This window comes from uncultured Agrobacterium sp., from assembly GCF_913777885.1.
Taxonomy (GTDB): Bacteria; Pseudomonadota; Alphaproteobacteria; order Rhizobiales; family Rhizobiaceae; genus Agrobacterium.
Map to the genome: position 1 here is coordinate 213022 of NZ_CAJYTV010000008.1, position 23552 is coordinate 236573.

24 protein-coding genes are annotated in these 23552 nt (G+C 59.3%); 9 read left to right on the top strand and 15 right to left on the bottom strand.

All coding sequences use genetic code 11. From position 1 onward, the window contains the following. Positions 1-48: 48 nt before the first annotated feature. The 6 genes from QZ869_RS06570 to QZ869_RS06595 are packed head-to-tail and all read left to right on the top strand — an operon-like array spanning position 49 to position 6257. Positions 49-921, top strand: a complete 873-nt coding sequence (locus QZ869_RS06570) for a branched-chain amino acid ABC transporter permease (protein ID WP_296039757.1) — start codon at positions 49-51, stop codon at positions 919-921. Positions 922-926: 5 nt separating this feature from the next. After that, positions 927-2009, top strand: a complete 1083-nt coding sequence (locus QZ869_RS06575; RefSeq protein WP_296103407.1) for a branched-chain amino acid ABC transporter permease — start codon at positions 927-929, stop codon at positions 2007-2009. Further along, the gene (locus QZ869_RS06580) at positions 2006-2725 is read left to right on the top strand and encodes an ABC transporter ATP-binding protein (RefSeq protein ID WP_296103408.1); all 720 of its coding nucleotides are present in this window, start codon (positions 2006-2008) and stop codon (positions 2723-2725) included. Before QZ869_RS06575 ends, QZ869_RS06580 begins: the two co-directional genes overlap by 4 nt. Further along, complete coding sequence (locus tag QZ869_RS06585; RefSeq protein ID WP_296103410.1) at positions 2718-3434, top strand: ABC transporter ATP-binding protein; 717 nt, start codon at positions 2718-2720, stop codon at positions 3432-3434. Before QZ869_RS06580 ends, QZ869_RS06585 begins: the two co-directional genes overlap by 8 nt. 41 nt (positions 3435-3475) lie before the next feature. After that, positions 3476-4474 carry an acetamidase/formamidase family protein gene (locus QZ869_RS06590; RefSeq protein WP_296103413.1) on the top strand — a complete coding sequence of 333 codons (999 nt, stop codon included), beginning with the start codon at positions 3476-3478 and terminating at the stop codon, positions 4472-4474. 37 nt (positions 4475-4511) lie between these two features. Further along, entirely contained in the window at positions 4512-6257 is a 1746-nt protein-coding gene (locus QZ869_RS06595; RefSeq protein WP_296039765.1) for a nitrilase-related carbon-nitrogen hydrolase, read from the top strand. Positions 6258-7150: 893 nt separating this feature from the next. Here QZ869_RS06595 and QZ869_RS06600 read toward each other — a convergent pair. The 6 genes from QZ869_RS06600 to QZ869_RS06625 form a co-directional block, all read right to left on the bottom strand. Continuing rightward, positions 7151-7486, bottom strand: coding sequence for a putative quinol monooxygenase (locus tag QZ869_RS06600; RefSeq protein WP_296103416.1), 336 nt, complete (start codon positions 7484-7486; stop codon positions 7151-7153). Further along, complete coding sequence (locus tag QZ869_RS06605) at positions 7483-8424, bottom strand: ABC transporter permease (protein ID WP_112953155.1); 942 nt, start codon at positions 8422-8424, stop codon at positions 7483-7485. The genes QZ869_RS06600 and QZ869_RS06605 overlap by 4 nt, the downstream gene beginning before the upstream one ends. Beyond that, positions 8417-9991 carry a sugar ABC transporter ATP-binding protein gene (locus QZ869_RS06610; protein WP_296039259.1) on the bottom strand — a complete coding sequence of 525 codons (1575 nt, stop codon included), beginning with the start codon at positions 9989-9991 and terminating at the stop codon, positions 8417-8419. Before QZ869_RS06610 ends, QZ869_RS06605 begins: the two co-directional genes overlap by 8 nt. Next, positions 9988-11154 (bottom strand): Gfo/Idh/MocA family oxidoreductase, encoded by a 1167-nt coding sequence (locus QZ869_RS06615; protein WP_296039256.1) that lies wholly within the window; start codon positions 11152-11154, stop codon positions 9988-9990. Before QZ869_RS06615 ends, QZ869_RS06610 begins: the two co-directional genes overlap by 4 nt. A 121-nt stretch (positions 11155-11275) precedes the next feature. Then, positions 11276-12397: a substrate-binding domain-containing protein gene (locus QZ869_RS06620; protein ID WP_296039253.1), complete on the bottom strand. Its 1122-nt coding sequence runs from the start codon at positions 12395-12397 to the stop codon at positions 11276-11278. A 38-nt stretch (positions 12398-12435) separates the two neighbouring features. Next, positions 12436-13263, bottom strand: coding sequence for a sugar phosphate isomerase/epimerase (locus QZ869_RS06625; protein ID WP_112953492.1), 828 nt, complete (start codon positions 13261-13263; stop codon positions 12436-12438). Between the two features lie 188 nt (positions 13264-13451). On the opposite strand from QZ869_RS06625, the gene QZ869_RS06630 reads away from it, so the two are divergent. Then, positions 13452-14807, top strand: a complete 1356-nt coding sequence (locus tag QZ869_RS06630; protein ID WP_296103418.1) for an ROK family protein — start codon at positions 13452-13454, stop codon at positions 14805-14807. Positions 14808-14816: 9 nt separating this feature from the next. Next, the gene (locus QZ869_RS06635; RefSeq protein ID WP_296081336.1) at positions 14817-15821 is read left to right on the top strand and encodes a substrate-binding domain-containing protein; all 1005 of its coding nucleotides are present in this window, start codon (positions 14817-14819) and stop codon (positions 15819-15821) included. A 929-nt stretch (positions 15822-16750) separates the two neighbouring features. Here QZ869_RS06635 and QZ869_RS06640 read toward each other — a convergent pair. Genes QZ869_RS06640 through QZ869_RS06655 form a run of 4 tightly spaced genes read right to left on the bottom strand, consistent with a single transcriptional unit; the run spans position 16751 to position 19128 of the window. Further along, the gene (locus QZ869_RS06640; protein WP_296020637.1) at positions 16751-17179 is read right to left on the bottom strand and encodes a DUF1178 family protein; all 429 of its coding nucleotides are present in this window, start codon (positions 17177-17179) and stop codon (positions 16751-16753) included. Beyond that, positions 17176-18036, bottom strand: a complete 861-nt coding sequence (locus QZ869_RS06645) for a carbon-nitrogen hydrolase family protein (RefSeq protein ID WP_296039767.1) — start codon at positions 18034-18036, stop codon at positions 17176-17178. Before QZ869_RS06645 ends, QZ869_RS06640 begins: the two co-directional genes overlap by 4 nt. A 37-nt stretch (positions 18037-18073) precedes the next feature. Then, the gene (gene grxC / locus QZ869_RS06650; RefSeq protein WP_296020633.1) at positions 18074-18328 is read right to left on the bottom strand and encodes a glutaredoxin 3; all 255 of its coding nucleotides are present in this window, start codon (positions 18326-18328) and stop codon (positions 18074-18076) included. Between the two features lie 44 nt (positions 18329-18372). After that, entirely contained in the window at positions 18373-19128 is a 756-nt protein-coding gene (locus QZ869_RS06655) for a ComF family protein (protein ID WP_296081339.1), read from the bottom strand. An 80-nt stretch (positions 19129-19208) separates the two neighbouring features. Between QZ869_RS06655 and QZ869_RS06660 the strand changes: the two genes are divergently transcribed. Next, entirely contained in the window at positions 19209-20090 is an 882-nt protein-coding gene (locus tag QZ869_RS06660; protein WP_296081340.1) for a methyltransferase domain-containing protein, read from the top strand. Between the two features lie 107 nt (positions 20091-20197). Here QZ869_RS06660 and QZ869_RS06665 read toward each other — a convergent pair whose 3' ends face one another. The 5 genes from QZ869_RS06665 to argJ form a co-directional block, all read right to left on the bottom strand. Beyond that, positions 20198-20428 carry a Flp family type IVb pilin gene (locus QZ869_RS06665; RefSeq protein WP_296039773.1) on the bottom strand — a complete coding sequence of 77 codons (231 nt, stop codon included), beginning with the start codon at positions 20426-20428 and terminating at the stop codon, positions 20198-20200. A gap of 167 nt (positions 20429-20595) precedes the next feature. After that, the gene (locus QZ869_RS06670) at positions 20596-20913 is read right to left on the bottom strand and encodes a hypothetical protein (RefSeq protein WP_296020626.1); all 318 of its coding nucleotides are present in this window, start codon (positions 20911-20913) and stop codon (positions 20596-20598) included. A gap of 142 nt (positions 20914-21055) precedes the next feature. Continuing rightward, complete coding sequence (mutT, locus tag QZ869_RS06675; RefSeq protein WP_296103419.1) at positions 21056-21469, bottom strand: 8-oxo-dGTP diphosphatase MutT; 414 nt, start codon at positions 21467-21469, stop codon at positions 21056-21058. Then, positions 21469-22239, bottom strand: coding sequence for an N-acetyltransferase (locus QZ869_RS06680; RefSeq protein ID WP_296103423.1), 771 nt, complete (start codon positions 22237-22239; stop codon positions 21469-21471). The genes mutT and QZ869_RS06680 overlap by 1 nt, the downstream gene beginning before the upstream one ends. An 18-nt stretch (positions 22240-22257) precedes the next feature. After that, positions 22258-23499 (bottom strand): bifunctional glutamate N-acetyltransferase/amino-acid acetyltransferase ArgJ, encoded by a 1242-nt coding sequence (gene argJ, locus QZ869_RS06685; protein ID WP_296103426.1) that lies wholly within the window; start codon positions 23497-23499, stop codon positions 22258-22260. Between the last annotated feature and the right edge of the window lie 53 nt (positions 23500-23552).

Consider the following 23552-nt stretch of genomic DNA (forward strand, 5'->3'; position numbering starts at 1 on the left):
TTCTCAACGTTTCGCAGCCCCCATGCAGATGCAAGGAACGCCCTCGCCATGACCGTTCTCTTTTCTCTTTTCAGCTTTGCCTATCAGACAGGCGACGCCTTTGCCTTCTTGGTTCTCTCGGCCTGCGGGCTGGCGATCATCTTCGGCATGATGGGCGTGATCAATCTGGCCCATGGCGAATTCATCATGTGCGGCGCCTATGTCTGCTCTGCGGCGGCGCGGGCGGGCCTGCCGCTGCCGCTCGCCATTGTCTGCGGTGCGCTGGCTGCCGGCATGGCCGGAATGGTGATCGAGCGGATCATCATCCGCCCCCTTTATGACCGCCCTATGGATACGATCGTTGCCACTTGGGGCGTTTCGATGATCGTCACCCAGGGCACCCTGATCCTTCTCGGGTCCACCATGCAAGGGACCGGCACACCGTTCGGCAGCTTTGCCGTCGGCCCCTATTCCTATTCGATCTACCGTGTCGTGCTGATGGCGGCGGCGCTAGCAACACTCGGCCTGCTGTGGCTCGGCTTTACCAAGACCCGCTTCGGCGTGCTGGCAAGGGCCACGATCCAGGTCCCCCACATCGCCCAAGCCCTCGGCGTCAATACTGGCCTTGTCTACAGCCTCACCTTCGGCCTTGGCGCCGCATTGGCCGGCCTTGCCGGGGGACTTTACGCCCCGACCATGACCCTCGTACCCACGATGGGCGCAGCCTTCGTCGTCGAGGCATTCGTTACTGTTGTCGTCGGGGGCGCCGACATCTTCTTAGGCACCGCGCCTGCCGCCCTGATCCTCGGTGCGGTGAAGGCCGCGCTAACCTCCTGGCAGGGCCAGCTCGCCGGCCAGATCGGCCTCCTCGTCGCCGTCATCATCGTCATCCGCATCCTGCCGCGCGGTATTTCCGGCTGGATCCTTCGTGAGAGAGCCTGACACCCATGCAAAAAGCCAATCTCTTGTCGAATGCACTGAGGCTGTTGCAGGGACCGCAGACCTTCGGCCGCGGCAAACCATTCTGGACCGTGTTCGCGGTGGTCGTGGCCCTCGCCTGCGCCTACCCGCAGTTTGCCGACGGTTATGATGTCGGCAACAACGTCTATTTCTTCAACTGGGCATTCATGGCTCTCGGCCTCAGCCTGATCTGGGGCTATGGCGGCACCCTGAGCTTCGGCCAGACGGCTTTCTTCGGCGTCGCCGGTTACACATACGGAATCATCTCGATCAATTTCGGCGATGCCTACGGGCTGACGCTCTTTGCTTTGATCGCGTCCGTGGCGACAGCTGCGATGCTGGCGGCGGTTCTCGGCTACTTCCTGTTCTTCGGCCGCATCAGCGGCGTCTTCCTCGGCATCGTCACACTATCGGTTACACTGGTCCTGGAACGTTTCATGGCGCAGACCGCCGGTCCGGAATGGCAGATCGGAACTGCACGGCTGAACGGCTATAATGGCATGGGCGGAATGCCGTCGCTCACCATCCCGTGGTTCGACGGCGATGTCGTGCTCTTTCCCGACATCCAGCTCTATTACGTTACGCTGGGACTGCTGATCGTCTGCTATCTCGGCCTGCGCATTCTGGTGAACTCGCGCTTCGGCAATGTTCTGGTCGCCATTCGCGAAAATCCGCAACGGGCCGAAATGCTGGGCTATGACATTCGCGTCTATCAGCTCGTCACCTTCGTCATCGGCTCGGCGCTCGCCGGTGTCTCCGGCGTATTCTATACCTCCTGGGGCAACTATATCACGCCCGCCTCAATGGGCATGACGGCGGCAGCCCTGCCAATCGTCTGGGTTGCTGTCGGCGGTAGAGGTGACCTCACCACCACCCTGATCGGTACCGTAATCGTCCTCGCCGGGTTCCAGGCCCTGACCATCCATGGCAGCCAATATGCTCTGGTCGTGATGGGCGTGCTGCTGGTGCTGACCGTGCTGATCGCCCCGCGTGGCCTGATCTTCGGAATTTTTGCCCTTGCTTCGGGTCTGTTCAATCGCAAGCCAGCCGATCGCGGAGAACAGAAATGACTATTCTCGAGACACGCGACCTCAAAAAATGGTTCGGTGGCCTGCATGTAACGGGTGGCATCAACTTTGCCCTTAAGCAGGGTGAAATCCATTGCCTGATCGGCCCGAACGGCGCCGGCAAGAGCACCTTCTTCCGCCTGATACTCGGAGAGCATCTGCCGACCAGCGGCCAGATCCTCTACGAAGGCGCCGAGATCACCCGGGCGAAGCCGTTTGAACGCATCCGCCGGGGCATCAGCGTCAAGTTCCAGGTACCAGGCATATTCAAGGCGCTCAGCGTGCGACAGAACCTACAGATCGCTCTGCAGCATCATCGCCATCCCTCCGAACTCAATGACGAGATCGATCGGCTGCTCGACTTCCTAAAGCTGACGGAAGCTCGCACCCAGCTTGCCGGCAACCTGAGCCACGGCCAGAAGCAGTGGCTAGAGATCGGCATGGCGGTCGGGCTGAAACCTCGCCTCCTGCTGTTAGATGAACCGACGGCGGGTATGACCCCCGACGAGACGGCCGCGACCGGGGAAATGGTCCAGGCTCTCAACCGGGACGGCGTCACGGTGCTCGCCGTTGAACATGACATGGCCTTCGTCCGCCAGATTGCCCACAAGGTCACGGTCCTCCACTTCGGCAAGATCTTTGCGCAGGGCACGATCGACGAGATCGTCGCCGACGAGCGCGTGGCGGCCATTTATCTCGGAGACACCGCCCATGCGTAGCGAAGTGCTTCTCAATACGGTCGGCCTGTGGTCGGGCTATGGCGGAAAACCGGTTCTGCAAGGCATCGACATAGATGCCCGCGAGGGCGAGATCGTCGCGGTCATAGGCCGCAATGGCGTTGGAAAATCGACGCTTATGAAAAGCCTGATCGGCCTTCTTCCCCGCGACAAGGGCTCGGTTGTCTTCCGTGGCTCCGCAATCGACACGATACCGGCCTACAAACGGGCGCGGCTGGGCATCGGCTATGTGCCGCAGGGACGCGATGTCTTCCCGCGGCTGAGCGTCATCGAAAACCTGATGGTCGGTGAACAGATCAGCGGTAAACGTGCAACGGCAGACGACATCGAGAAAGTCTTTACCTATTTCCCGATCCTCAAGGAGCGCCGAAACCAGCCAGCCGGTACGATGTCCGGCGGTCAGCAGCAGCAACTTGCGATCGGCCGTGTGCTGATTGGCAAGCCGTCGCTGATCCTGCTCGACGAGCCGTCCGAAGGCATCCAACCGAACATCGTCCAGGAAATCGCCCGCATCATGGTTGAGCTCAATAGAACGACCGGCGTGACCGTCGTCTTCGTCGAGCAGAATATCGAGATGATCCGCGCGATGGCACAGCGCTGCTACGTCATCGACAAGGGGCGCATTACACACGAGATCATGCCGGAAACGTTGGAGGACCGCGATGCTGTCCGCCGCTATCTGGCCGTTTGATATCCGAAAACAGCAAATTGAGCGAATAAAGGAGCCCACCCATGAGCTGGTTCGACGAAACGATCATGGCCCGCAAGGGCGTCGCCAAGGGCAAGGTCGGCGAGACCTACAGCATTACCGAGGAGAGCCAAGGCAAGTACCACTACGTCTATGGTGCCTATGTCGATCCGGTGCTGACGGTCGATCCGGGTTCGGTGGTCTCGGCTGAAACCCACGATGCCTTCGAAGGGGCGATCAAACACGAGACGGACATCCCGTCCCAGATCCTGAATTTCCCTTTCCTCAACCCCCAGAATGGTCCCATCTATGTGAACGGCGCCGAAAAGGGCGATTGCCTCGCCGTCTACATCAAGAGCGTCGTGCCGCGCGGACCGCAACCGCGCGGAACCACCGTCATCATGCCGGAATTCGGCGGTCTGGTTCCGACAGCAGATACGGCGATGCTGACCGCGCCTCTCCCCGAGCGTGTCCGCAAGCTGCATGTCGATGCGCAGACAGGCGTGAAGTGGAGCGACAGGATCACGCTTCCCTATGAGCCCTTCATCGGCACGATCGGTACCGCACCGGAAATCGAAGCGATTTCCTCGCTCGTTCCCGACTACTATGGCGGCAACATGGACCTTCCGGACATCTGCCCCGATACGGTGATCTATCTGCCGGTGAACACCAAGGGTGCCTATCTCTACCTCGGGGATTGCCATGCCGCGCAGGGCGACGGCGAACTTTGTGGCGTTGCCATCGAGCATCCGACCGTGACCACCGTTCAAGTTGACCTGATCAAGGGCTGGACCATCAAGACACCACGCCTTGAGAACGACCGCTTCTACATGACGATCGGCTCGGCACGGCCGATGGAAGATGCGACCCGTAGCGCATACCGCGAGCTGATCCGCTGGATGGCTGCCGACTTTGGGTTCGACGAGATCGACGCCTACATGCTGCTGACCCAATGCGGTCGCGTGCGCCTCGGCAATATGGTCGACCCGAAATACACGGTCGGCGCCTCGGTCCTGAAATCGATCGTCGGCATCGCTGCCTGATCGACCCATTGTTGCGGACCGCCCGATGGAGATTTTGATGACAGCCTCGTTCAAGGCAGCAGCCGTGCAATTCGAACCTCATTTCGGTGAGAAAACCCGAAATCTGGAGGCGCTGGTGGCGCTCGTCGAGGAGGCCGCCAGGAACGGCGCGAGACTAATCACCACGCCGGAAATGGGGACCACGGGTTATTGCTGGTATGACCGAACAGAGGTCGCCCCTTTCGTCGAGACGATTCCGGGTCCGAGCACCGACCTCTTTGTGGAGCTGGCCCGCAGACACGATTGCTACATCGTCATCGGCCTTCCCGAAGTCGATAAGGAGACGAACCTCTACTACAATTCGGCAGCGCTGATCGGGCCGGAAGGCCTGGTCGGCGTGCATCGCAAGACCCATCCCTATATTTCCGAGCCCAAGTGGGCGGCATCCGGCGATCTCGGCCACAAGGTGTTTGAGACGAAAATCGGCCGCATCTCCATGCTCATCTGCATGGACATCCACTTCATCGAAACGGCACGGCTGGCGGGTCTCGGCGGAGCCGACGTGATCTGCCACGTCTCCAACTGGCTGGCCGAACGGACGCCGGCACCATACTGGATCAGTCGGGCCTACGAGAACGGCTGCTATCTGATCGAAAGCAATCGCTGGGGTTTGGAACGCGGCGTCCAGTTTTCCGGCGGTAGCTGCATCATCGGGCCAGAGGCTGAAATCCTCGACGTGGTCGATGGCGGTGACGGCATTGCCTACGGCATTATCGATCCTGCACGGTCACGCCAAAGGCAGGTCGCGGGCGAGCCGGTTATGCAGCAACGCCGGCCCGAGCTTTACATGGAGTTGATGACAAATACGTTTGCTTGGAATCCGAGGGAGTTCTTCCGCCTGTATGGGCATAAACCACTTGCAGACGGGCGTCTCGGTCGCATTGCCGTCGGCGAATTCACGCCGTCATCCGATATCGACGCCAACCTGACATTGATGGTGGGCTTGGCCGAAGACGCGAAGGCACAGGGGGCAGAGCTCATCGTCTTCCCGGCTTTTGCGTTGACCGGCCTCACAAACCACAGAGAAACGGCAACGTCGAATTCACATCCGGCGGTACAGGCAATCGTTGAACTATCCGAGCGGCTGGATATCTCCATCATCGCCGGCTATGCGGAGGCAAGCAATGAAGAGCGGTTCTGCAGCGCCGTCATCGCTAGGCCAGGTATGCCCGCGGCCACGTATCGCCAGATTCACCTGACCGAGCATGAGCATGCATGGGCAACACCGGGTGACGAATTTTGCGTCCTCGATCTTCCACTCGGACGGGTAGGCGTCATGATTGGCCACGATGCAGCCTTCCCGGAGGCCGGCCGCATCCTGGCGCTCAGGGGCTGCGACCTGATCTGCTGCCCCTCGAGCATCAGTGATGGCTTCCATCTCGGTCATGCGGGGAGTTCTGTCAGTCAGCCTGATCCGATTCCCGCTGGCCCCGACCCGTTGCACTGGCACCATTACCGGGTCAGGGCGGGCGAAAACAACTGCTACTTCGCATTCTCCAATACCAAGACAGCAGGCAACAAAACGGCAGGGCTGAGCGGCATTTTCGGCCCGGACACTTTCGCCTTTCCCAGGAAGGAAGCCATCTTGCAAGATGGCTATCTTGCTGTCGCGCCTATTGATCTGTCGAGTACTCACCCGACCTATCCGACCAACGTCGCGCGCCGGAAAGACCTAGTCCTCATGCGTCAGCCACATCACTATCTGCCGCTCGTGATGCCTGATGTGAAGACTGATACTCAATAGCAATCGGGCCTCTTGAGAGGTCATTGCCGTCCCCTCAAAGCTATGAACCAAGAGAGCTGGTACGACTGAGAGCCTGTTCAATCATCGCTGGCGGTCGCTGGGTTGAGCGGAGGGCGGCAATCAGATTCTTTGTATTTTGCAACAAATACAGAGAGATCTAATGGCCTTGACAGCCGTCATCCGGAGTCACCTTCACAGAAGCGCATGAGCTACGCAAGCGATCCGACAGCGGGGAACGTGTGGCCGCCTGACTATGAACTTAAATTCCGTGAACGGAAATAATTGCCGCTCGCCTGCCCTGTTGACTGATGCCCAAAGCCAGGGCACAAAGGTGGCATCCACGGTTGCTCGCGATGGGAAAATATAAGGAATTCAAAGGCTGATCTGCTAAGTCATTGAAATAATGTGAGAATCCAGGTCTCCCAGGGAAGTCGTTTTTGACCAATTTTTCATCTAAATCGGCGAACATCTCCCGCACGGAAAAGTGGCTTCCTTTCAATGAGTTGGGCGATCCCGGCCGCAGTCATTGGAGCATCCGTCGCATTCTAAGGCGGCCAGAAAATGGGCTGGGGATCCGCACGCAACGGGGCCAGGATCTGACTGTCGAATATTGCGTTGGAAAAAGACCACGCTTACGTTGAGACAGGTATTGTCGTCGGCTATCTGCTTCATCGCGGACTTCTTGCAATGAGGCCGACCGTTTGCCATCTATCCAGAGGTGTACCTCACATTGGTCCGATGTCGATAGCTACTTCTCCGTCCCCGCAAACCCTTCCGGCACATCGCCGCGGAAATTGACGGGCGTATCTGTGTAGTCACCGATATAGTCGGTTTCGACATTCGCCACTATGGAAGAAGACAAGGGAGCCAGGAGACCCAGGCCGCTTTTAGCCTTAATCAAGGAGGCCAATGCCCTGAATGCTCGCTAATGTGGCCGGGTTGCCGATCATCCGCAGGTGTCGGATCTCGACCGGCTTTGCCAGCAGTCTGTCTATCTGCGATAGAAGCGGTACGAGATGCGGCATTTTCATGTGCTGGTCGAGATGCTCTTGGCTTCTCCAGTTCTCGTAGAAAACGAAGACACAGTCATCTGCCGCATCCACATGGAAGTCGTAGTTGATGCAGCCGCCTTCCGCCCGTGTCGGGGCTACCTGACGACTAAGGATAGCCTGTAGCTCATCCCGGTATTCGGGGCGAGCCGTTACGGTTCCGATAATGGTGATGGTCATGATGCCGACTTCTTCTGGCTGAGGGCGACGGCCAGGATGATGATGCCGCCGCGGGCGATCAACTGCTGGCTGAATTCCAGACCCATCAGAATGAGGCCGTTGTTGATAAGCCCGATCATCAAGGCCCCGACGATGGTACCGACCACGGTACCCTTCCCGCCGAACAGGCTGGTGCCGCCAAGCACCGCCGCTGCGATGACCGAGAGTTCGTCACCCTCGCCAAGCTGGAAGCGGCCTGATTGCAGACGCCCTGCATACAGCATGCCTGCCAGAGCCGCCGCACAGGACGACATTACCAGAACCTTGAATTTGATGTTGCGGGTATCGATACCGGAATAGCGTGCAGCGGTTTCGCCGCCGCCGGTCGCGAGCACACGGCGACCAAATCCTGTGCGCCGCAGCACCATATGGCCGATGACGCCAAGCACGAGCATCCACACTAGCAGCACGGGAATCCGACCAAGATTGCCACCGCCGAACAGCCACGAATAGCCGGGCGAAAGGATCGGAACCGCAGCGGTCGCGGAAATCCACATGGCGACGCCCTTGGCGATGCCCATCATCGCCAGCGTCGTGAGAAAGGATGGAATGCCGATGCGCGTGGTCAGCCAGCCGTTGAAGGACCCGACCGCTAGACCTGTGGCAATCCCTGCCAGCACGCCTGCAAAAGGTCCGCCGACGGCTATCGCCATGGCGACGGTCACCGTCGTCAGGCCTGCCACCGCGCCGACCGAGAGATCGATCTCGCCCGCCGACAGCACGAAGGTGATGGCTATTGCCATGACAGCGATCATCGCCGTCTGGCGTACGATGTTGAGCAGATTGTTGGCTGTCAGGAAGCCCTTGTCGTTCAGCGTCACCGCGAACACGACAAAGATGGCGATGAAGCCGATATAGATGATGTTCTGGCGCCAGTTGGCGGCGAAAGCCTTAAGCATTGATCGTCTCCTGGGCTGCGAGCGCCCGCTGTATTTCGGTCTGGAGCTTTTGCTCCGCTGCCTGCAGGCGATGCGCCGGGTCGTCCACCGCCACTGCCGGATCGTCGAAAGCCTCGCGGGGAAGGTCCGAGTGAACGCGTCCATCCGCCATGACGAGAATGCGGTCGCAAGCGGTCAACAGTTCCGAAAGCTCCGAGGAGATCATGATGATGGCCTTGCCGGAGGCGGCAAGATCCCGCACCAGACGAATGATCTCCGACTTCGAGCCTATGTCGATTCCGGCTGTCGGTTCGTCGAGAATGAGTATGTCGGGATCTGTGGCCAGCCACTTGCCGATCACCACCTTCTGCTGGTTGCCGCCGGATAGCGTGGCCACCGCGTGGTCGCGGCTCGCCGTTTTGATCGAAAGCCGCGCAATCTGCCTGTCCGTGAGGTCGACCACGGCCTTGCGGTCGACCACACCGGCACGCGACAGCCGTTCGATGACCGCGAGCACCATGTTCGATGCCACCGAATGCGCAGGAATAATGCCCTGGGTGGCCCGCGCCTCTGGAACCAGCGCCACGCCGTTGTCGATCGCATCGCCGGGCTTACGGATCGAGACCTCCCTGCCCTTGATGCTGATCGTCCCGCTTGCAGCAGGATCGATACCGGCGAGCAGCCGCGCAAGCGAAGACCGTCCAGAACCCAGAAGCCCGGCCAGGCCGAGGACTTCGCCGGCGTGGAGCGCGAAGGACACAAGCTCAGGCTTGTGCGCACCGCTGAGATTGCTGACCTCCAGCAGGACCTTTCCCCTGACGGAAGAGCCGCGCACGACGTCCGAAAGTCCTTTCGAGCGCTTGCCGACGATATGCTCGATCATGGTGTCGATCGGCAGCTCGGAAAGCGGCGCGGTGACGACGTGCCGGCCGTCACGCAGAATGGTGGCGCGGTCGGCGATGCGGGCGATCTCGTCCATGCGGTGGCTGACATAGATGATCGCGACACCCTCGGCCTTCAGCTTTTGAAGGAAGACGAAGAGGCGTTCGACGTCGGAGACCGCGAGCGCCGTCGAGGGCTCGTCCAAAACGAGAACCTTCGCATCCTGCGAAATCGCCTTGGCGATCTCGGTCAACTGCTTCTGGCCGGCACCGAGATCGCCGACCAGGGCGCGGGGATCGACCGAGACCTCAAGCCGCGCAAAAAGTTCAGCGGCGCGGCGCTCCGCGTCCGCATCGTTGATCAATCCGGTGCCGGTGCGGCTTTCACGCGTCAGGAACACGTTCTGCGCCACCGTCAGCGTCGGGATAAGGCTCATTTCCTGGTAGTTCATGGCAATGCCGGCGTCACGTGATTCTTCCGGCGTGTGAGCCGTCAATGCGCGTCCGGCGACGACGACCGTGCCCTGATCAGGCCGATGAACCCCGTTCAGTATCTTCAGGATCGTGGATTTGCCAGCGCCGTTGCCGCCCAACAGGGCATGAACCTCGCCGGGCAACACCTCGAGATCGACGCCTTCAAGGGCGCGGACGCCCCCGAAGGATTTCGAAATGCCTGTCATCCGAACGGCTGCGGCGCTGTCGTTCATCCCACCTTCTCCCATACACCCGACTCACCGGAGCGGATGAAAGCATCCGCGACAAGTTCGGTCAGCAGGCCGTCTTCAAAATTGGGGCTCGGCTGCTTCCCCTTCGCGATCGCCTGGAAGAAGTCGTAGCACTCGACGATCTTCGTTTCCGAATATCCGATGCCAAGGCCGGGGATCGGCCAGAGACCGCCACCATAGGGGTGCGCCGGACCGGTATACACGGTGCGGAAGCCGCGCGCATCAGCCGGGTCGTCCGCAAACATGACCTGCAACTCGTCACGGCGTTCGTAGTTGAAGTGGATCGAGCCCTTTGTACCGTGGATTTCGAGCGTGATGAAATTGTTGCGCCCATAGGCATTGCGGGTCGCCTCAAGGCTACCGATCGCACCATTGGCAAATTTCAGCATGGATACGACTTCGTCGTCCACATCCACGTCGCCACGTTCAGCGTCGGCCGCTTTTTCCGCCGCACCAAGTTTGTCGATACCGCCCTGTTGAAGCGGACGGGTCTTGTTGTAAGTCGTGGTCAGCGCGATGACCTCCGCAATCGGCCCTACCAGATAGTGCGCGAGATCGACCACATGGGTGCCGATATCGCCGACCGTGCCCGAGCCTGCGATCTTCTTCTGGAAGCGCCAGGAAAGCGGTGAATCCGGATCCGCCGACCAGTCCTGCAGATAGGTGCCACGGAAATTGAGGATGCGACCGATCCGACCCTCATCGATGTACTTCTTCGCCAGAGCAACGGCTGGGGTGCGACGGTAGTTGAAGGCCACCATGTTGATCACGCCGGCTTGTTTGACCGCTTCGGCCATGGCGCGGGCTTCTTCCACGGTGCGAGCCAACGGCTTCTCGCAGATGATATGCTTGCCGGCCTTTGCCGCCTCTATGGCGATCTCAGCGTGGACATTGTTTGGCGTGCAGATATCGACAACGTCAACATCCGGCCGGTTGACCGTGGCGCGCCAATCCGAGGAAGCTTCCTCGAAACCGAAGCGTTGGCGGGCTTCCTCGGCCATGCCGTCCGTCACATCCACTACCACCTTGCGGTGCGGGATCGCCGGAGCCGGCCAAAAGAACATCGGCATAGCGGCATAGGCCATGGCATGCGCCTTGCCCATGAAGCCGCCGCCAATCATGGCGACGTTCATCACTTTCGTCATCGAGGTATCTCCTAATTTGGTGCAGCCACACGCTGCTCAACATGCCGGCAGGATCAGCGATCGCCTTACCGGGGCTCTCCTGGCGCGGCGCGGTTTTTCCGCACCGCGCGCTATAAGCGATTTAGTTGCCGAGGCTGGACTTGACGTTGGCGGTCGCTTCGGTCGAATAGACCGTCTTCCACGCATCTAGCAGGCTGTCGCGGGTGACAGGCAGAGCCGGCAGGGCGACAAAGGCTGGGGCCGTCTTGCCCAGAAGGGCATAGCCGGCAAGTTTGGCTTCCACGACGCCCGCATCATAGGGACGTTGGGCGCCGAGGCCCTTGACGAAACCGTTCTGCGCCATCGAGATCGCCACGTTTTCGCCGAGGTCGATCGTGGTGATGATCAGGTCGTCCCGTCCGGCATTTCGCGCTGCGGCGATGACGCCTTCGGCGGGCACGTCCCAGACCGCCCAGATGCCCTTGACGTTCGGGTTGGACGTCAGAATTGCGCCGGCGGCCTTTTCTGCGTCACCGGAGAAATCCGGGCCGCCGATGCCCTGCTCGGCTACGATCTTGATATCGGGATAGTCCGACGCGATGGTTTTCTTGAAGGCGTCATAGCGCTGCTTGGTAACGAAGAAATCCGCAGCGTGGAACACCAGGCCGATATCGCCCTTTCCACCGAGTGCCTTTGCCATCAGATGGGCGGAGGCAACGCCATTACCGTAATTGTCGGCGGAGACGACGGAGACATAATCCTTGCCAGCCTTGAAGCCGGCAGGCACATTATCCATGAACACAAGCTTTGTGCCAGCATCCGCTGCGGCCTTGTAGGCCGAGGCCGTCGAAGTCGGATCAGTTGGGATGGAAACGATGATATTCGGCTTCTGCGCCATGATGGTTTCGAGGTCGGCCACCTGCTTCTCGGGCTTGAAGCCGGCATCGGTCACCGCAATGACCTTTATGCCCATAGCCGCGAACTGCGTCTGCAAGCCGTTGATCTGGGCGCGAGACCAGTCGTTGCCGCCATAATGCATGACGATGGCAGCCGTGGCACCCATTGCCTTGATCTTGGCGAGTTCCTCTGCAGTCAGCGAGACGCCGGAGGCAGGTGACGGGTCTTCACCCGACGGCCCCTTCGACAGGACCGACTCCTGCAGCTTGGCAAGCGCGGCATCGGGATCGGCAGCGAATGTAGGCGCAGCAACGGACAGCACTGCCGCGATGGCCGCGGAGCACAAAAGAATGCGTCTGGTAATCATGGTTTCCTCCCGTGGATGGGGCACAGCCCCGGTGGCCTTCAATCCGTCTTGAGATCGGCCGATTTCAGATAAGTCATACTGGCACGAGCGCCCTCCAGCGGATCGGTCCAGGCATCGAGTTCCGCGCAGATCCAGCCGGCGAAGCCGATCTCGCGCAAGGCGGCAATAATGCCGTCGGTCGGTACGTCACCACGATCAAGAGGCGTGAAGGCAAACGGCTCGCGCTGCAAGCCCTTGAGGTGGACATAGGAAATACGGGACGCATGATCGCGTATAAGCTGCGCAGGATCGCCGCCTGCTGCTGCGAGATGCGCCGTGTCCGGGCAGAAATCGATACCCGTCAGGCCGAAGATCTTTGCGACCTCCTCCGGTCCCTCCACGATTGTGGAGAGGTGGGGATGATAATGGCCGCGCAAACCGTGTGCGCTCGCAATTTCCCCTACCCGATCAAGCGCTGCCGCGAGCTTGTGAAAATCCGCCTCCCGCGTTCCGTCGAAACGCTTTGCGCCGCCGCCGACAACGAGATGCGGAGCACCGAGTTCGGCGGCCCGTTCCGCAGCGCGCGTCACGCGGGCCAACTCCTCTGGAAGGATATCGTCGAAGATGAAGTTTCCACCAGCATATGCGGCGACAAGGCTCAAACCATTGTCGGACAGCAGGGCACGCATATCCGCCGTGGAGAAATCGAGCAGGTTGCCATCGAAAAGCTCCACACCTTCATATCCTGCCGCTGCAATATCGGCGAAGGCACGCCGCATGTCACCGAAGGTTCGGTAGGAGAGCTGTGTAATCGAGGTGACGCCAACGGCACTTCCGCCGAGCTCCCCCCAGCAATTGGCATGATAAGCCAGCTTGCAACGCTCCATGGTCATCTCCTCCTCAAGACATTTCCACCTTATATCGCCTTGATTGCGCCCTTAAACCACTCATGTCAACATTTAAAATGCATTTATCGGTAAACTTATGCTGTTTTAATACAAAAGTTTGTTGTTGCACGTCTCAAGGTGAGGATTTATCAAGGCTTATCCGCTTGGTTCGGGTGAAAGGAATAGACATGCCTGCTACGGCGAAGATGGACGCCGGTATGCACCCGCGACGAAAGGGGCGTCCGCGCACCGCGGAAACGGCTGCGCCCAGCCTTGTGGAAATTCTTAACCTGGTGCGCACGGAAAAGGCTACGACCCGTCAGGAACTGGAGCGTGAAAGCGAACTCGGCCGCGCCGTGGTGGCAGATCGCCTGGGGACGCTCGCCGAACTCCGGCTCGTTGATGAGAGCGAGCTTGGGACGGCTACAGGCGGTCGGGCGCCGCGGCTCGTGCGGTTTTCCGCAAATCGCGGCAGCATCCTCGTCGCCACCCTCGACCAGACTGCGCTTGGCGTCGGCCTTGCCGATCTCGGCGGCCATCTGAGGATGGAACATCACGAGGCAGCGGACCTGACGCAACCTGTCTCTACGCTGCTCGACCGGCTCACCATGCTGTTTCGCTGGATCCTCGATATGCAGCCGGACGCCGGCGAGCTATGGGGCATTTCCATCTCGGTGCCTGGCGTCGTGACCGACGCTGGCGAAAGCTTTTTTCAGAATGGCACGCCCCCGGTGCTGCCGGGATGGGAGAGCTTTCCGCTGGTCGAGAAACTGGTCGAGGGATTCGACGTTCCCGTCTGGCTGCGGTCCAGCGTCGAGACCATGACCATGGGTGAATTTCACTCCGGCGCTGGCGTCGGCCACCGGGCGATGCTGTTCGTCAAGATCGGTAAACGTATCGGCGCCGGGCTGGTCAGCGACGGTGCGCTGTTCCGGGGCGCACAAGGCGCGGTCGGCTTGATCGGCTCCGTGCCGGTGAGTTCGGGTGATAGGCACGGTACCCTAGAGACCATGGCCGGCTCGGAGGCGATAATTCGTGACGGCCGGATACAGGCGGAGAAGGGCTTGAGCCCGATCCTCGCCGAGCATGCCCGGCGCGGCGCCGAGATCACGGCGGTCGAAGTGGCGCAGGCGGCGCATATGGGCGACGCGGCGGCCATCGATATCCTCTCGCAAAGCGGGCGTATGATCGGCCAGGTCGTGGCGACGCTTGCAAACATGCTGAACCCGGAACTGATCGTGCTCTCCGGGTCGATCGCTCAGAGCAACGATATACTGCTGGCAGCCGCTCGCGAGGCCATCTATGGCGCATCCCACCCGCTGGTCAGTCGCGACCTACAGATCATCCGCTCACAGATGGGCAGTTCCTCCGGCCTCGTCGGGGCTGCTATCGTGGCGACGGAAAGCCTGTTCTCGCCAGCCGTACTCCGTGACTGGATTATGGCAGGGCGCCCGCAGGCGCATCCACAATTCGAGGCCGTTCGCGGCCGATTAGAGGCGCAGACCGCAGCCGTTGCAGCGGTCATGCCGCCGCCCAAAACTTGAGGCGTGTCGATGGTGATTGAAGGACTTGGTCCCCATGGCGAACGCGCATCCGCACCAGAGCGGGTCTTGCTTCTTCCTGAGGACAAGGCACGGGCACGGGCTTCGGGCTTACGCATTGCCATCGTCCTGCATACGCTGGCGAGCGACTGGGCCAAGCAGCAACTGGCCGGTATCGTCGGAACGCTCGGCGACTGCGGTGTGGCAGTTATCGATGTCGTCGACTGCGGTTTCACGCCCGAGGTGCAGATCGAGGCGCTGGACCGTCTGATCCGCGAAGCACCGGACGCCATAATTTCGCTCCCGGTCGCCAATGCCAAGGTCGCCGCCGCCCATGCACGCGTTTCCGCCGCCGGAATCAAGCTCGTGCTGCTTGATAATGTCCCGACTGGTCTACTGCCGGGCAAGGATTACGTATCGCTGATTTCAGCAGATAACTTCGGTCTCGGCAAGATGGCGGCAGAAGGCCTCGCGCCCTATCTCGGCGAGGAAGCCGAGGTCGGTGTGCTCGGATACGAATCGGATTTCTTCGCGACCAACGAGCGCGAGATCGCCTTTGTGAAATGGATGCGTATCAACCGACCGCGCCACCACCTGCATGTCGCGCGATTCCCTTCCCTCACGGAGGCGGGCGCGACGGCTTCGGCGTTAGCAAAAAAGCTTCCGGACCTAAAAGGGCTGTTCGTGGTCTGGGATACGCCGGCCATCGCGGCGGCCGCGGCTCTCGTCTCCGCTGGCCTGTCTGTTCCGATCGCCACAGTCGACCTCGGCAAGGAGGCGGCCATCAGCCTCTCGGGCGGCGGGCCAATTGTAACAATTGCCGCCCAGCAGCCATTCCGGCAGGGGCAGACGGCCGCCTCGACAACGGTAACCGCTCTCCTCAGTCGCCTTACGCCAGCCTGGGTAGCCCTGCCCGGCGTTGCGGTAACTGCCACAAATGTGGTGGAATCGTTCCAGACGATCTGGCGGTCTCCGGCGCCTCGAGAAGTCTTAAGGCAGCAGAAGCTTCTCCGCTGAGTTTGGCTCATCTGACGATTTTGTTGTGAGGCGATCCTTCGTCGGTCCAAAATTTGGACTGATGAGACCAGAACCCGGATTGGTCTCATGCGATGGGCGCCGTGCCGCCACACGCACAACTTCGGTGCGCTGCGTGATATCCCACCCTTTTGCGCGTAAAGTTCAGCGCATCGATCCGGAAATAATTGCCGCTTTAGCGCCCTGTTGACTGAGGCCCAAAGCCAGGGCACAAAGGTGGCATCCACGGTCGCTCGCGATTGGAAAACAGAGGGAATTTCAAGGCTCTTGAATTAAGTCATTGAAATCATGTGAGAATCCAGGCTCCCCAGCCAATTCTCACTAAATCTCCTTAATTCCTTGGTTTTGCATTCGGGCCGGATACCGTTTTGGTATGATGGGCGCCGTGATGCTTAGGCACTAGCGTGCCGCAGCCGCCCCTTTAAGCGAAGGCGGGGCATTTGCCAGGGGCGTGCGTCACGAGGTCGGAAATCTGAGCCTCGCGCGGAAACATCCCTACTAGCGTCGCCGTATTCCGAGCGCTTTAATTCATTTCCGTTACGGTAGCCGGCTTTCACTCGGTCTTCATTATTTCCGTGAACGAAAGGCTTTGGCTCGGCAGGTTCGAAGAGGCACGCCATGGCGAAATCCAGGCGCTGGACCGAATGCGCGACTAGGGGGTAATCAAGGCGTGGAACTCGGAGTCACTAAGGCGGAGCCGGACAAGCTGCTGCTGGCGCTGGAACAGTGGCGGTTTCTTGCTGGAGTGACTTTCGTTATGGCTGAACCGCAGGTATGGTTCCTCACCCTCCGGTGGAATTCGGGCATAGCTTGGTCCTAGACCATTGCTTCAACGAGACACCATTACGCTGATGCAGACGGGCGACAAAGGGATGAGCGCGATCGGCAAGTTAAAGTCGACGAGAAGCGTCTTAGTTCACATCGTCAGGCAGCAGCGGGAGAGGCGCGACCTCTATCCCCTCCTCCAAAAGCGCCTTGGCATCTTCGAGTGATGCCTGACCGATAATGCCGCGCTCTTGCGCTTCTCCGTAATGGATCTTGCGGGCTTCTTCGGGAAATTTGTCGCCAACATCTTCGGCATTGGCCCGAACAGCGGCGACGGCTTCCCTAATCTTTGCCAGGACTTCCCGTTGCGCGGTGTCCATGGCAAGCGTCCGCATAGCATCCCTCTTGCGCGCGGTCGCGACGGAAGGGGCCATTAGCGTCTTGGTCACAGTGCGCGAGTTGCATACCGGGCACTCGATCAGGCCGCGTTCGACCTGGCTGTCGAAATCAGCGCTGCCGGAGAACCATCCCTCAAAGGCATGCGCATGGTCACAGGTCAGCGAGTAGCGTATCAAGCAAAATTACTCCGGGAGCGCGCGCCTGAAGCCACCGTGTCAAGCTGGAAATCGCGGGCATTCTTCAGATTTGGGATCTTGCCTCGGACGGCTGCGACCTCCTCAGGATCGATATCGGCCAGAATGACTTCCTCGCCAGAGCCGCCTGCGGCTGCCAGAACCTTACCCCACGGATCGATGATCATCGAGTGACCAAACGTTTCACGCCCGTCTTCATGCGTTCCCCCTTGAGCGGCGGCAATCACAAACGCCCCGTTCTCGATAGCGCGGGCGCGCAAGAGAATTTCCCAGTGCGCTTCACCGGTTTGTTTGGTGAAGGCTGCAGGAACGGTAAGGACCTGAGCGCCGGCCACTGCCTCCGCACGGAAGAGCGTTGGAAAACGCACGTCGTAGCAGATCGCGAAGCCGAACGTCGCCAAAGGCAGTTCAGCAATCCTCGCCGCTTCACCGGGATGATAGGTCGCGCTTTCGCGCCAGCTTTCGCCATTATCGAGATCGACATCGAACATATGGATCTTGTCATAGGTGCAGATGCGACCGCCATCGGGCGCGAAGAGAAATCCGCGATTGGCGATCTTGCCATCGGGACGGGCAATCGCGGTGGAGCCAACATGGACGTAGATACCGAGTTCGCGAGAAAGGCGGGCGGCCGTGGCAACGATGATGTCGCACGCCTCATCTTTGAGTACGGCCTGCAGCGCGGCCCGATCTCGCTGTAGCGCACCGGTCATCTCCGGCGTCTGCACATAGACGGCGCCTTGGGCCACCGCCTCCCGCACTAGCCTCTCCATAGCTTCAGCGTTCTTTTTCGGGTCTGTTCCCGAGCACATCTGAATTGCAGCGGCCTTGAAGCTCATGTCTCTCTTCCCAATGTCAGTTCGCATTAATCGAATGTTATGCTGCTAGAAGCGGATCGAGCTTCCCATCCCGATCAAGCGCGTGGAGGTCGTCGCAACCGCCCACATGCTGGTCACCAATAAAAATCTGCGGAAAGGTGTTGCGGCCGGATTTATCCATCATCTCCTGACGATACTGAGCGTTCTCGGTCGCATTATATTCGGTGAAGTTCACGTTCTTGCTTTGCAGCAAAGCCTTGGCGCGAGCGCAATAACCGCAGAAATCGCGCGTATAAATCGTTACGGATGCCATGTATCTGAACCTCCACAATGGTGCCTGAGACGTCAATTGGCATGTCATATAGGCCCGGATATAGCCCTTGCAAAGGTCAAAACCGTCACATCTGTCGCGCCGGATTTTTTCAACCGTTTTGCCGCCGCCGAGACGGTGGCGCCCGTCGTATAGACATCATCGACGAGAATAACGCGCTTGCCGAGAATATCGACCTCACTGCCCGGCGAAACCGCGAAGGCTCCCTTGACATTATTCCTGCGCGCAACGGCAGAAAGCCCGACCTGGCGGGTCGTCGACTTCACACGGATCAGCGTCGCGGGGAGATAAGGCTTGCCGGATATTGCGGCGAGATGGCGCGCGAGTTCGGCGGACTGGTTGAACCGGCGGGAGAAAAAGCGCCAACGATGAAGCGGAACCGGAAGAATGCAATCGCATTCACAGAGCGCCTCGCCACCTGCCCTAGCCATCCACAGAGCCATCAACTCCGCAAGATCGGTACGATCCTGATACTTCAACTGATGAACGAGCCTGCGCGCCGGACCTTCGTGGATGGTGGCGGAGCGCAGACGATCAAAACTCGGTGGATCGGATATGGCTTCGGCGCTGACCATACCTTCACCGTGATCGTAGATGAAGGGCGTCCCCAAGACCTCACAATAGGGTCGCTCAATGAACTTGATCTCGGACCAGCATTGAAAACAGAAAGCCCCGGCGCCACTTGTGGCACGACTGCAACCGGCGCAGGTCGGTGGATAAATGAAGTCGCCGATGAGACGAAGCAGCCTGCGCAGTGGCTGCATGACAATCTGCCTTGGCATCATCGTGTTCCTTCCCCTCTATGCTTGACATTAATGGGAAAGGGGTGCCTCTGCGACAGCAAAGTTTTGACAGGTTCCCCATGGATATTCTCTTTGACCCGGCGCTTATCGAACGACATCGCCACCGCGCATGGCGGTTTGGAGATCGTCAAGCACATTTCCTGCTCGATATTGCCGCAACCGAAATTGCCGAACGTATTGCCATCGTCGAGCGCCATTTCGACAGCGCGATCGAACTACATGGCGCAACAGGCATTACCGCACGGCGCGTCCTGGAAACCGGCAAGGTCGGCTCGATAACCCGCATTGAGACCAGCCGCGATTTTCTGCCAGACGATGGCACTGCAAAAGTCGCATCCCTCGAAGATTTGGCGCTCGAGCCCGCCTCCAGCAACCTCGTCATTTCACCGCTCTCCCTGCACCTGACGAATGACACGCCCGGCACGCTGATCCAGATCCGTAAGGCGCTTAAACCGGACGGCTTGTTTCTGGCCGCCCTTCCCGGCAGCGGAACCTTACAGGAGCTTCGGGACGTCCTTCTCGCTACGGAAGCGGAGTTGCTTGGAGGCGCAAGCCCGCGCGTCATCCCTTTTGCGGATGTGCGAGACATCGGTGCCCTGTTGCAACGTGCAGGTTTCGCCTTGCCTGTGACGGATACGGAAACCTATACGGTGCGCTACGATTCCATCTTCCCGCTTATGAGAGACTTGCGCGCCATGGGAATGGCAAATCCGCTGCTCGGGCGCAGCCGAACACCGCTGACCCGCCTCTTCTTCATGCGCGCCGCCGAAATCTATGCGCAACGATACAGCGATGCCGATGGCCGCATCAGAGCTACGTTCTCGATCATCTACATGTCAGGCTGGGCGCCGCATGAAAGCCAGCAGAAGCCACTGAAACCTGGTTCCGCCAATGTTCGCCTTGCCGATGTGCTCAAGGGTAAGAACTTGGACCAATCCTGAAACACGAGCGTGAATTCAAAAGAATAGAGCGTCCTTTTTGCCGCCAACGGGACGCGCTGCGCGCTACAGTTTTGGTCTGACCCTACACTCGGCAAATCTCATCCGTCTCAGCCGGCAGCACCCACCAAGGCATCTCGAATGACATTAAGGATCGTTTCCAGCCTATTTCCGATATTTCCCACAGCCAAAATAATAACGCCGGCAATCAGGCCGACAATCATGCCGTATTCTATCGCTGTCGCTCCGCTGTTATCAGCAATGAATTTCTGTAAATAACGCCAAATAATATTTTGCCCGTGCAAATCGAAAATCCTTGCCAAGCAGATGCCGTGCAGCATCTCGAGTAGACATGGCCATGACTATGCGCAGATAAAATGTTTATTTCGTTACTACGCTACGGTTGTACGCCGCCAGCGACGCCCAAACGCAAGCATTACGATGCAAGGTTAATCGGATATTGATGAGAACGTGGCGATTTTATTGCTGGCGAACCTGTTTCAGGCGATCAGCAGTCGCGGCCGCTGGAATAACCATCCACAATGCAGACAGAGCCTGGTGTAGGCTGAGTGATGCTGCGACGAATACTGTAGCTCGTTGGCTGATCGCCCCGCTTGATAGAGCCGGTGCTGATCATATCGACATTGTCAGGCACCTGCGCAAAGCGGGCAGACGGAGTTTTCCCGGCCAGCATGGGCGTCACGATCAGTGAAAGCGCGATGGCCACCATTCCAAACAGAAGTGCAACATTCAAAACGCCGATCCGGCGTGACTTGGCGGAATAGGACTGGCGGTCCTCAACGGTTTTCCAGAAATCCTCATTCATAACTCGGCCTCGCTACGCGCCATTTACCAAATCGTCAGCCTTGAAATTTGCCAGAGCTTGCTAAACGATAGGTTAATGCCGTGCCGTTTCGGCACTTAAGAGACGCTGAAAGCCGTCGGATTCCGGCTTATTCACAGGAATTTTAAAGGAGATCCTGAAGGTATGGGATCAGGGGTTCGTCGGCGGGCGGCATAGGATAATCGCGCAACGACTGAGGTTTCACCCATTTCACGTTTTGCCCTTCGCGGCCATGCGGGATCCCATCATATCGGCGGCAGACATAAAGCGGCATCAGCAGATGGAATGCTTCGTAGGTGTGGCTTGCAAACGTCAACGGCGCAAGACAGGCGATCTTCGTGGTGATGCCCAGTTCTTCATGGAGTTCGCGCACGAGCGTTTCTTCAGGCGTTTCGCCCTGCTCGACCTTGCCGCCCGGAAATTCCCAAAGCCCCGCGAGCGATTTGCCCTGTGGCCTCTGGGCAACAAGAATGCGTCCGTCCTGATCGAGCAAAGCGCATGCCACTACAAGCAGGATTTTTTTGACCGTCTGATCCATTATGACGCGTCCTTGCCCCAGTACCGATAGGTATAGGCCTCTTCAAAGCCGAATGTTTCGTACAGTCCAAGGGCTGCCACATTGGTCGCACCCACCTGCAACCACGCGGTCTTCGCCCCGCTGATACGCGCCCAGCGAAGCGCAGATGTCAAGATTTCACGGCCGACACCCATGCGACGGGCCGCACTTGCAACCTCAAGCGAAAGCACACCTGCCAGATCGTTGTCCTGAACACAGATAACGGTCGCATGAGGGTCGCCTTCGACCTCTTCCTTGATGAAGAGACCGAGATTGGGTTTGATGGAACTGACGATCTCGGCAATCGCCGATCGCAGTGAGGGATCGTCGCCACTCACCCTGAGGCTAGCTTCCACGAACCTGCCGATATCATGGCTTGGTAAATGGGCCAGCGCCTCCGGTAGCTCCGCGTCGACGAGATCCGCCGTCAACACCTTGACCTCTTCGAAAACGGTCCAGCCATTGTCGTAGAGATGGGCTCTCAACTGCGCGGGCATCAGCGTGGTTTCGCGGATGATGAGAGGTCTGCCGAAATCCTCGAAACGGCGACGTGCTTTTTCCAGCCGCAGATCGCAATTGCCGTAGTCGGAAGGATCCAGAGGGACAACGCAATTGATGCGCTTGGAAGGGTGCGAGCCCGTGAGCCGGACCTGCCAGCTGCCGTCATACGTGACCGACGACGCAGGCCAGGCGCGAAAACTCACGGCCTCGAGACGGCGTACCAGCGGCAGATTGACGGCACTGTTATGCATCGGTGTGGCCTCCACCGTTCAGCTCCGGTAGTCGCCGTTGATTTCGACGTATTCCTTGGTGAGGTCGCAAGTCCAGACGGTCGCCTTGCCGTTGCCAAGTCCGATATCCACCTTCACGGAAATGTCTTGCTGCTTCATGACGGCAGACGCCTCGGCTTCGGAATAGGACGGATCACGCTCGCCATCGACGGCAACGCGCACATGCCCGAACCAGATCGCCAACCGGTCACGATCGGCCAGCTCGCCGGATTTGCCGACGGCCATGACGACCCGGCCCCAATTGGCGTCTTCTCCCGCAACTGCGGTCTTGACCAGCGGGGAGTTGGCAATCGAAAGTGCGATCTTCTTGGCCGCAGTGTCGCTTTCAGCTCCCACGACGCTAACCTCGACCATCTTGCGCGCGCCTTCGCCATCGCGCACGACCTGTAGGGCGAGATCTTTCAGAAGATCGTGGAGGGCGGTGCGGAAAGCGTCGAGTTTCGGATCATTTGCGCTTTCGATGCGTGCCTGCCCGTCCGAAGCAGCTGCGCCTGTGGCAAACAGCATCAGCGTATCGGATGTCGAGGTGTCGCTGTCGACGGTCACCGAATTGAAGGTGGGTTCGACACCGGCAGAGAGAAGTGATTGTAGCGCCGCAGAAGCTATATTAGCATCTGTGACGACGTAGGAAAGCATGGTCGCCATGTCCGGTGCGATCATGCCCGCACCTTTGGCGATGCCGTTGATCGTGACCGTAACACCGCCGATCTCTGCAGTGCGGGTCGCAACCTTCGGATAGGTGTCCGTCGTCATGATGGCCTTGGCAGCCTCAAGCCAGAAGTCGCCATTTGCATCGGCATTCATCTGGCTCAGAACACCGGCAAATTTGGATGCATCCAATGGCTCGCCGATAACACCGGTGGAGGCCAGAAAGACTTCGCTTTCATTGCAGCCTACAGCGGCTGCAGCAGACTGGCCGGTGAGTTCAGTTGCCGCCTTGCCCTTTTTGCCGGTGAAGGCGTTGGCGTTACCGGAATTGACCACGACGGCGCGCGCGACGCCGCCAGAAAGGTTGGCGCGGCAATAATCGACAGGAGCGGATGGGCAACGAGACTTGGTAAAGACGCCAGCAACCGACGCAGGTTGATCGAACACCATCAAAAGAACGTCTGTACGGTTCTTGTACTTGATGCCGGCAGCGGCCGTCGCCATGCGCACACCGCGGATGGCTGGCATCTCAGGATAGGATTTCGGGGCAAGTGGGGAAACGGCAGCGGACATGAAATCGACCTGCATCAAAGAAAGAAATTAACACGGAAAAAGGGCGGCTTTGC

Coding starts and splice junctions, on each gene's coding strand:
- QZ869_RS06570 (WP_296039757.1), top strand. CDS start 49: ATGACCGTTCTCTTTTCTCTTTTCAGCTTTGCCTATCAGACAGGCGAC.
- QZ869_RS06575 (WP_296103407.1), top strand. CDS start 927: ATGCAAAAAGCCAATCTCTTGTCGAATGCACTGAGGCTGTTGCAGGGA.
- QZ869_RS06580 (WP_296103408.1), top strand. CDS start 2,006: ATGACTATTCTCGAGACACGCGACCTCAAAAAATGGTTCGGTGGCCTG.
- QZ869_RS06585 (WP_296103410.1), top strand. CDS start 2,718: ATGCGTAGCGAAGTGCTTCTCAATACGGTCGGCCTGTGGTCGGGCTAT.
- QZ869_RS06590 (WP_296103413.1), top strand. CDS start 3,476: ATGAGCTGGTTCGACGAAACGATCATGGCCCGCAAGGGCGTCGCCAAG.
- QZ869_RS06595 (WP_296039765.1), top strand. CDS start 4,512: ATGACAGCCTCGTTCAAGGCAGCAGCCGTGCAATTCGAACCTCATTTC.
- QZ869_RS06600 (WP_296103416.1), bottom strand. CDS start 7,486: ATGACCATCACCATTATCGGAACCGTAACGGCTCGCCCCGAATACCGG.
- QZ869_RS06605 (WP_112953155.1), bottom strand. CDS start 8,424: ATGCTTAAGGCTTTCGCCGCCAACTGGCGCCAGAACATCATCTATATC.
- QZ869_RS06610 (WP_296039259.1), bottom strand. CDS start 9,991: ATGAACGACAGCGCCGCAGCCGTTCGGATGACAGGCATTTCGAAATCC.
- QZ869_RS06615 (WP_296039256.1), bottom strand. CDS start 11,154: ATGACGAAAGTGATGAACGTCGCCATGATTGGCGGCGGCTTCATGGGC.
- QZ869_RS06620 (WP_296039253.1), bottom strand. CDS start 12,397: ATGATTACCAGACGCATTCTTTTGTGCTCCGCGGCCATCGCGGCAGTG.
- QZ869_RS06625 (WP_112953492.1), bottom strand. CDS start 13,263: ATGGAGCGTTGCAAGCTGGCTTATCATGCCAATTGCTGGGGGGAGCTC.
- QZ869_RS06630 (WP_296103418.1), top strand. CDS start 13,452: ATGCCTGCTACGGCGAAGATGGACGCCGGTATGCACCCGCGACGAAAG.
- QZ869_RS06635 (WP_296081336.1), top strand. CDS start 14,817: ATGGTGATTGAAGGACTTGGTCCCCATGGCGAACGCGCATCCGCACCA.
- QZ869_RS06645 (WP_296039767.1), bottom strand. CDS start 18,036: ATGAGCTTCAAGGCCGCTGCAATTCAGATGTGCTCGGGAACAGACCCG.
- grxC (WP_296020633.1), bottom strand. CDS start 18,328: ATGGCATCCGTAACGATTTATACGCGCGATTTCTGCGGTTATTGCGCT.
- QZ869_RS06655 (WP_296081339.1), bottom strand. CDS start 19,128: ATGCCAAGGCAGATTGTCATGCAGCCACTGCGCAGGCTGCTTCGTCTC.
- QZ869_RS06660 (WP_296081340.1), top strand. CDS start 19,209: ATGGATATTCTCTTTGACCCGGCGCTTATCGAACGACATCGCCACCGC.
- QZ869_RS06665 (WP_296039773.1), bottom strand. CDS start 20,428: ATGCTGCACGGCATCTGCTTGGCAAGGATTTTCGATTTGCACGGGCAA.
- QZ869_RS06670 (WP_296020626.1), bottom strand. CDS start 20,913: ATGAATGAGGATTTCTGGAAAACCGTTGAGGACCGCCAGTCCTATTCC.
- mutT (WP_296103419.1), bottom strand. CDS start 21,469: ATGGATCAGACGGTCAAAAAAATCCTGCTTGTAGTGGCATGCGCTTTG.
- QZ869_RS06680 (WP_296103423.1), bottom strand. CDS start 22,239: ATGCATAACAGTGCCGTCAATCTGCCGCTGGTACGCCGTCTCGAGGCC.
- argJ (WP_296103426.1), bottom strand. CDS start 23,499: ATGTCCGCTGCCGTTTCCCCACTTGCCCCGAAATCCTATCCTGAGATG.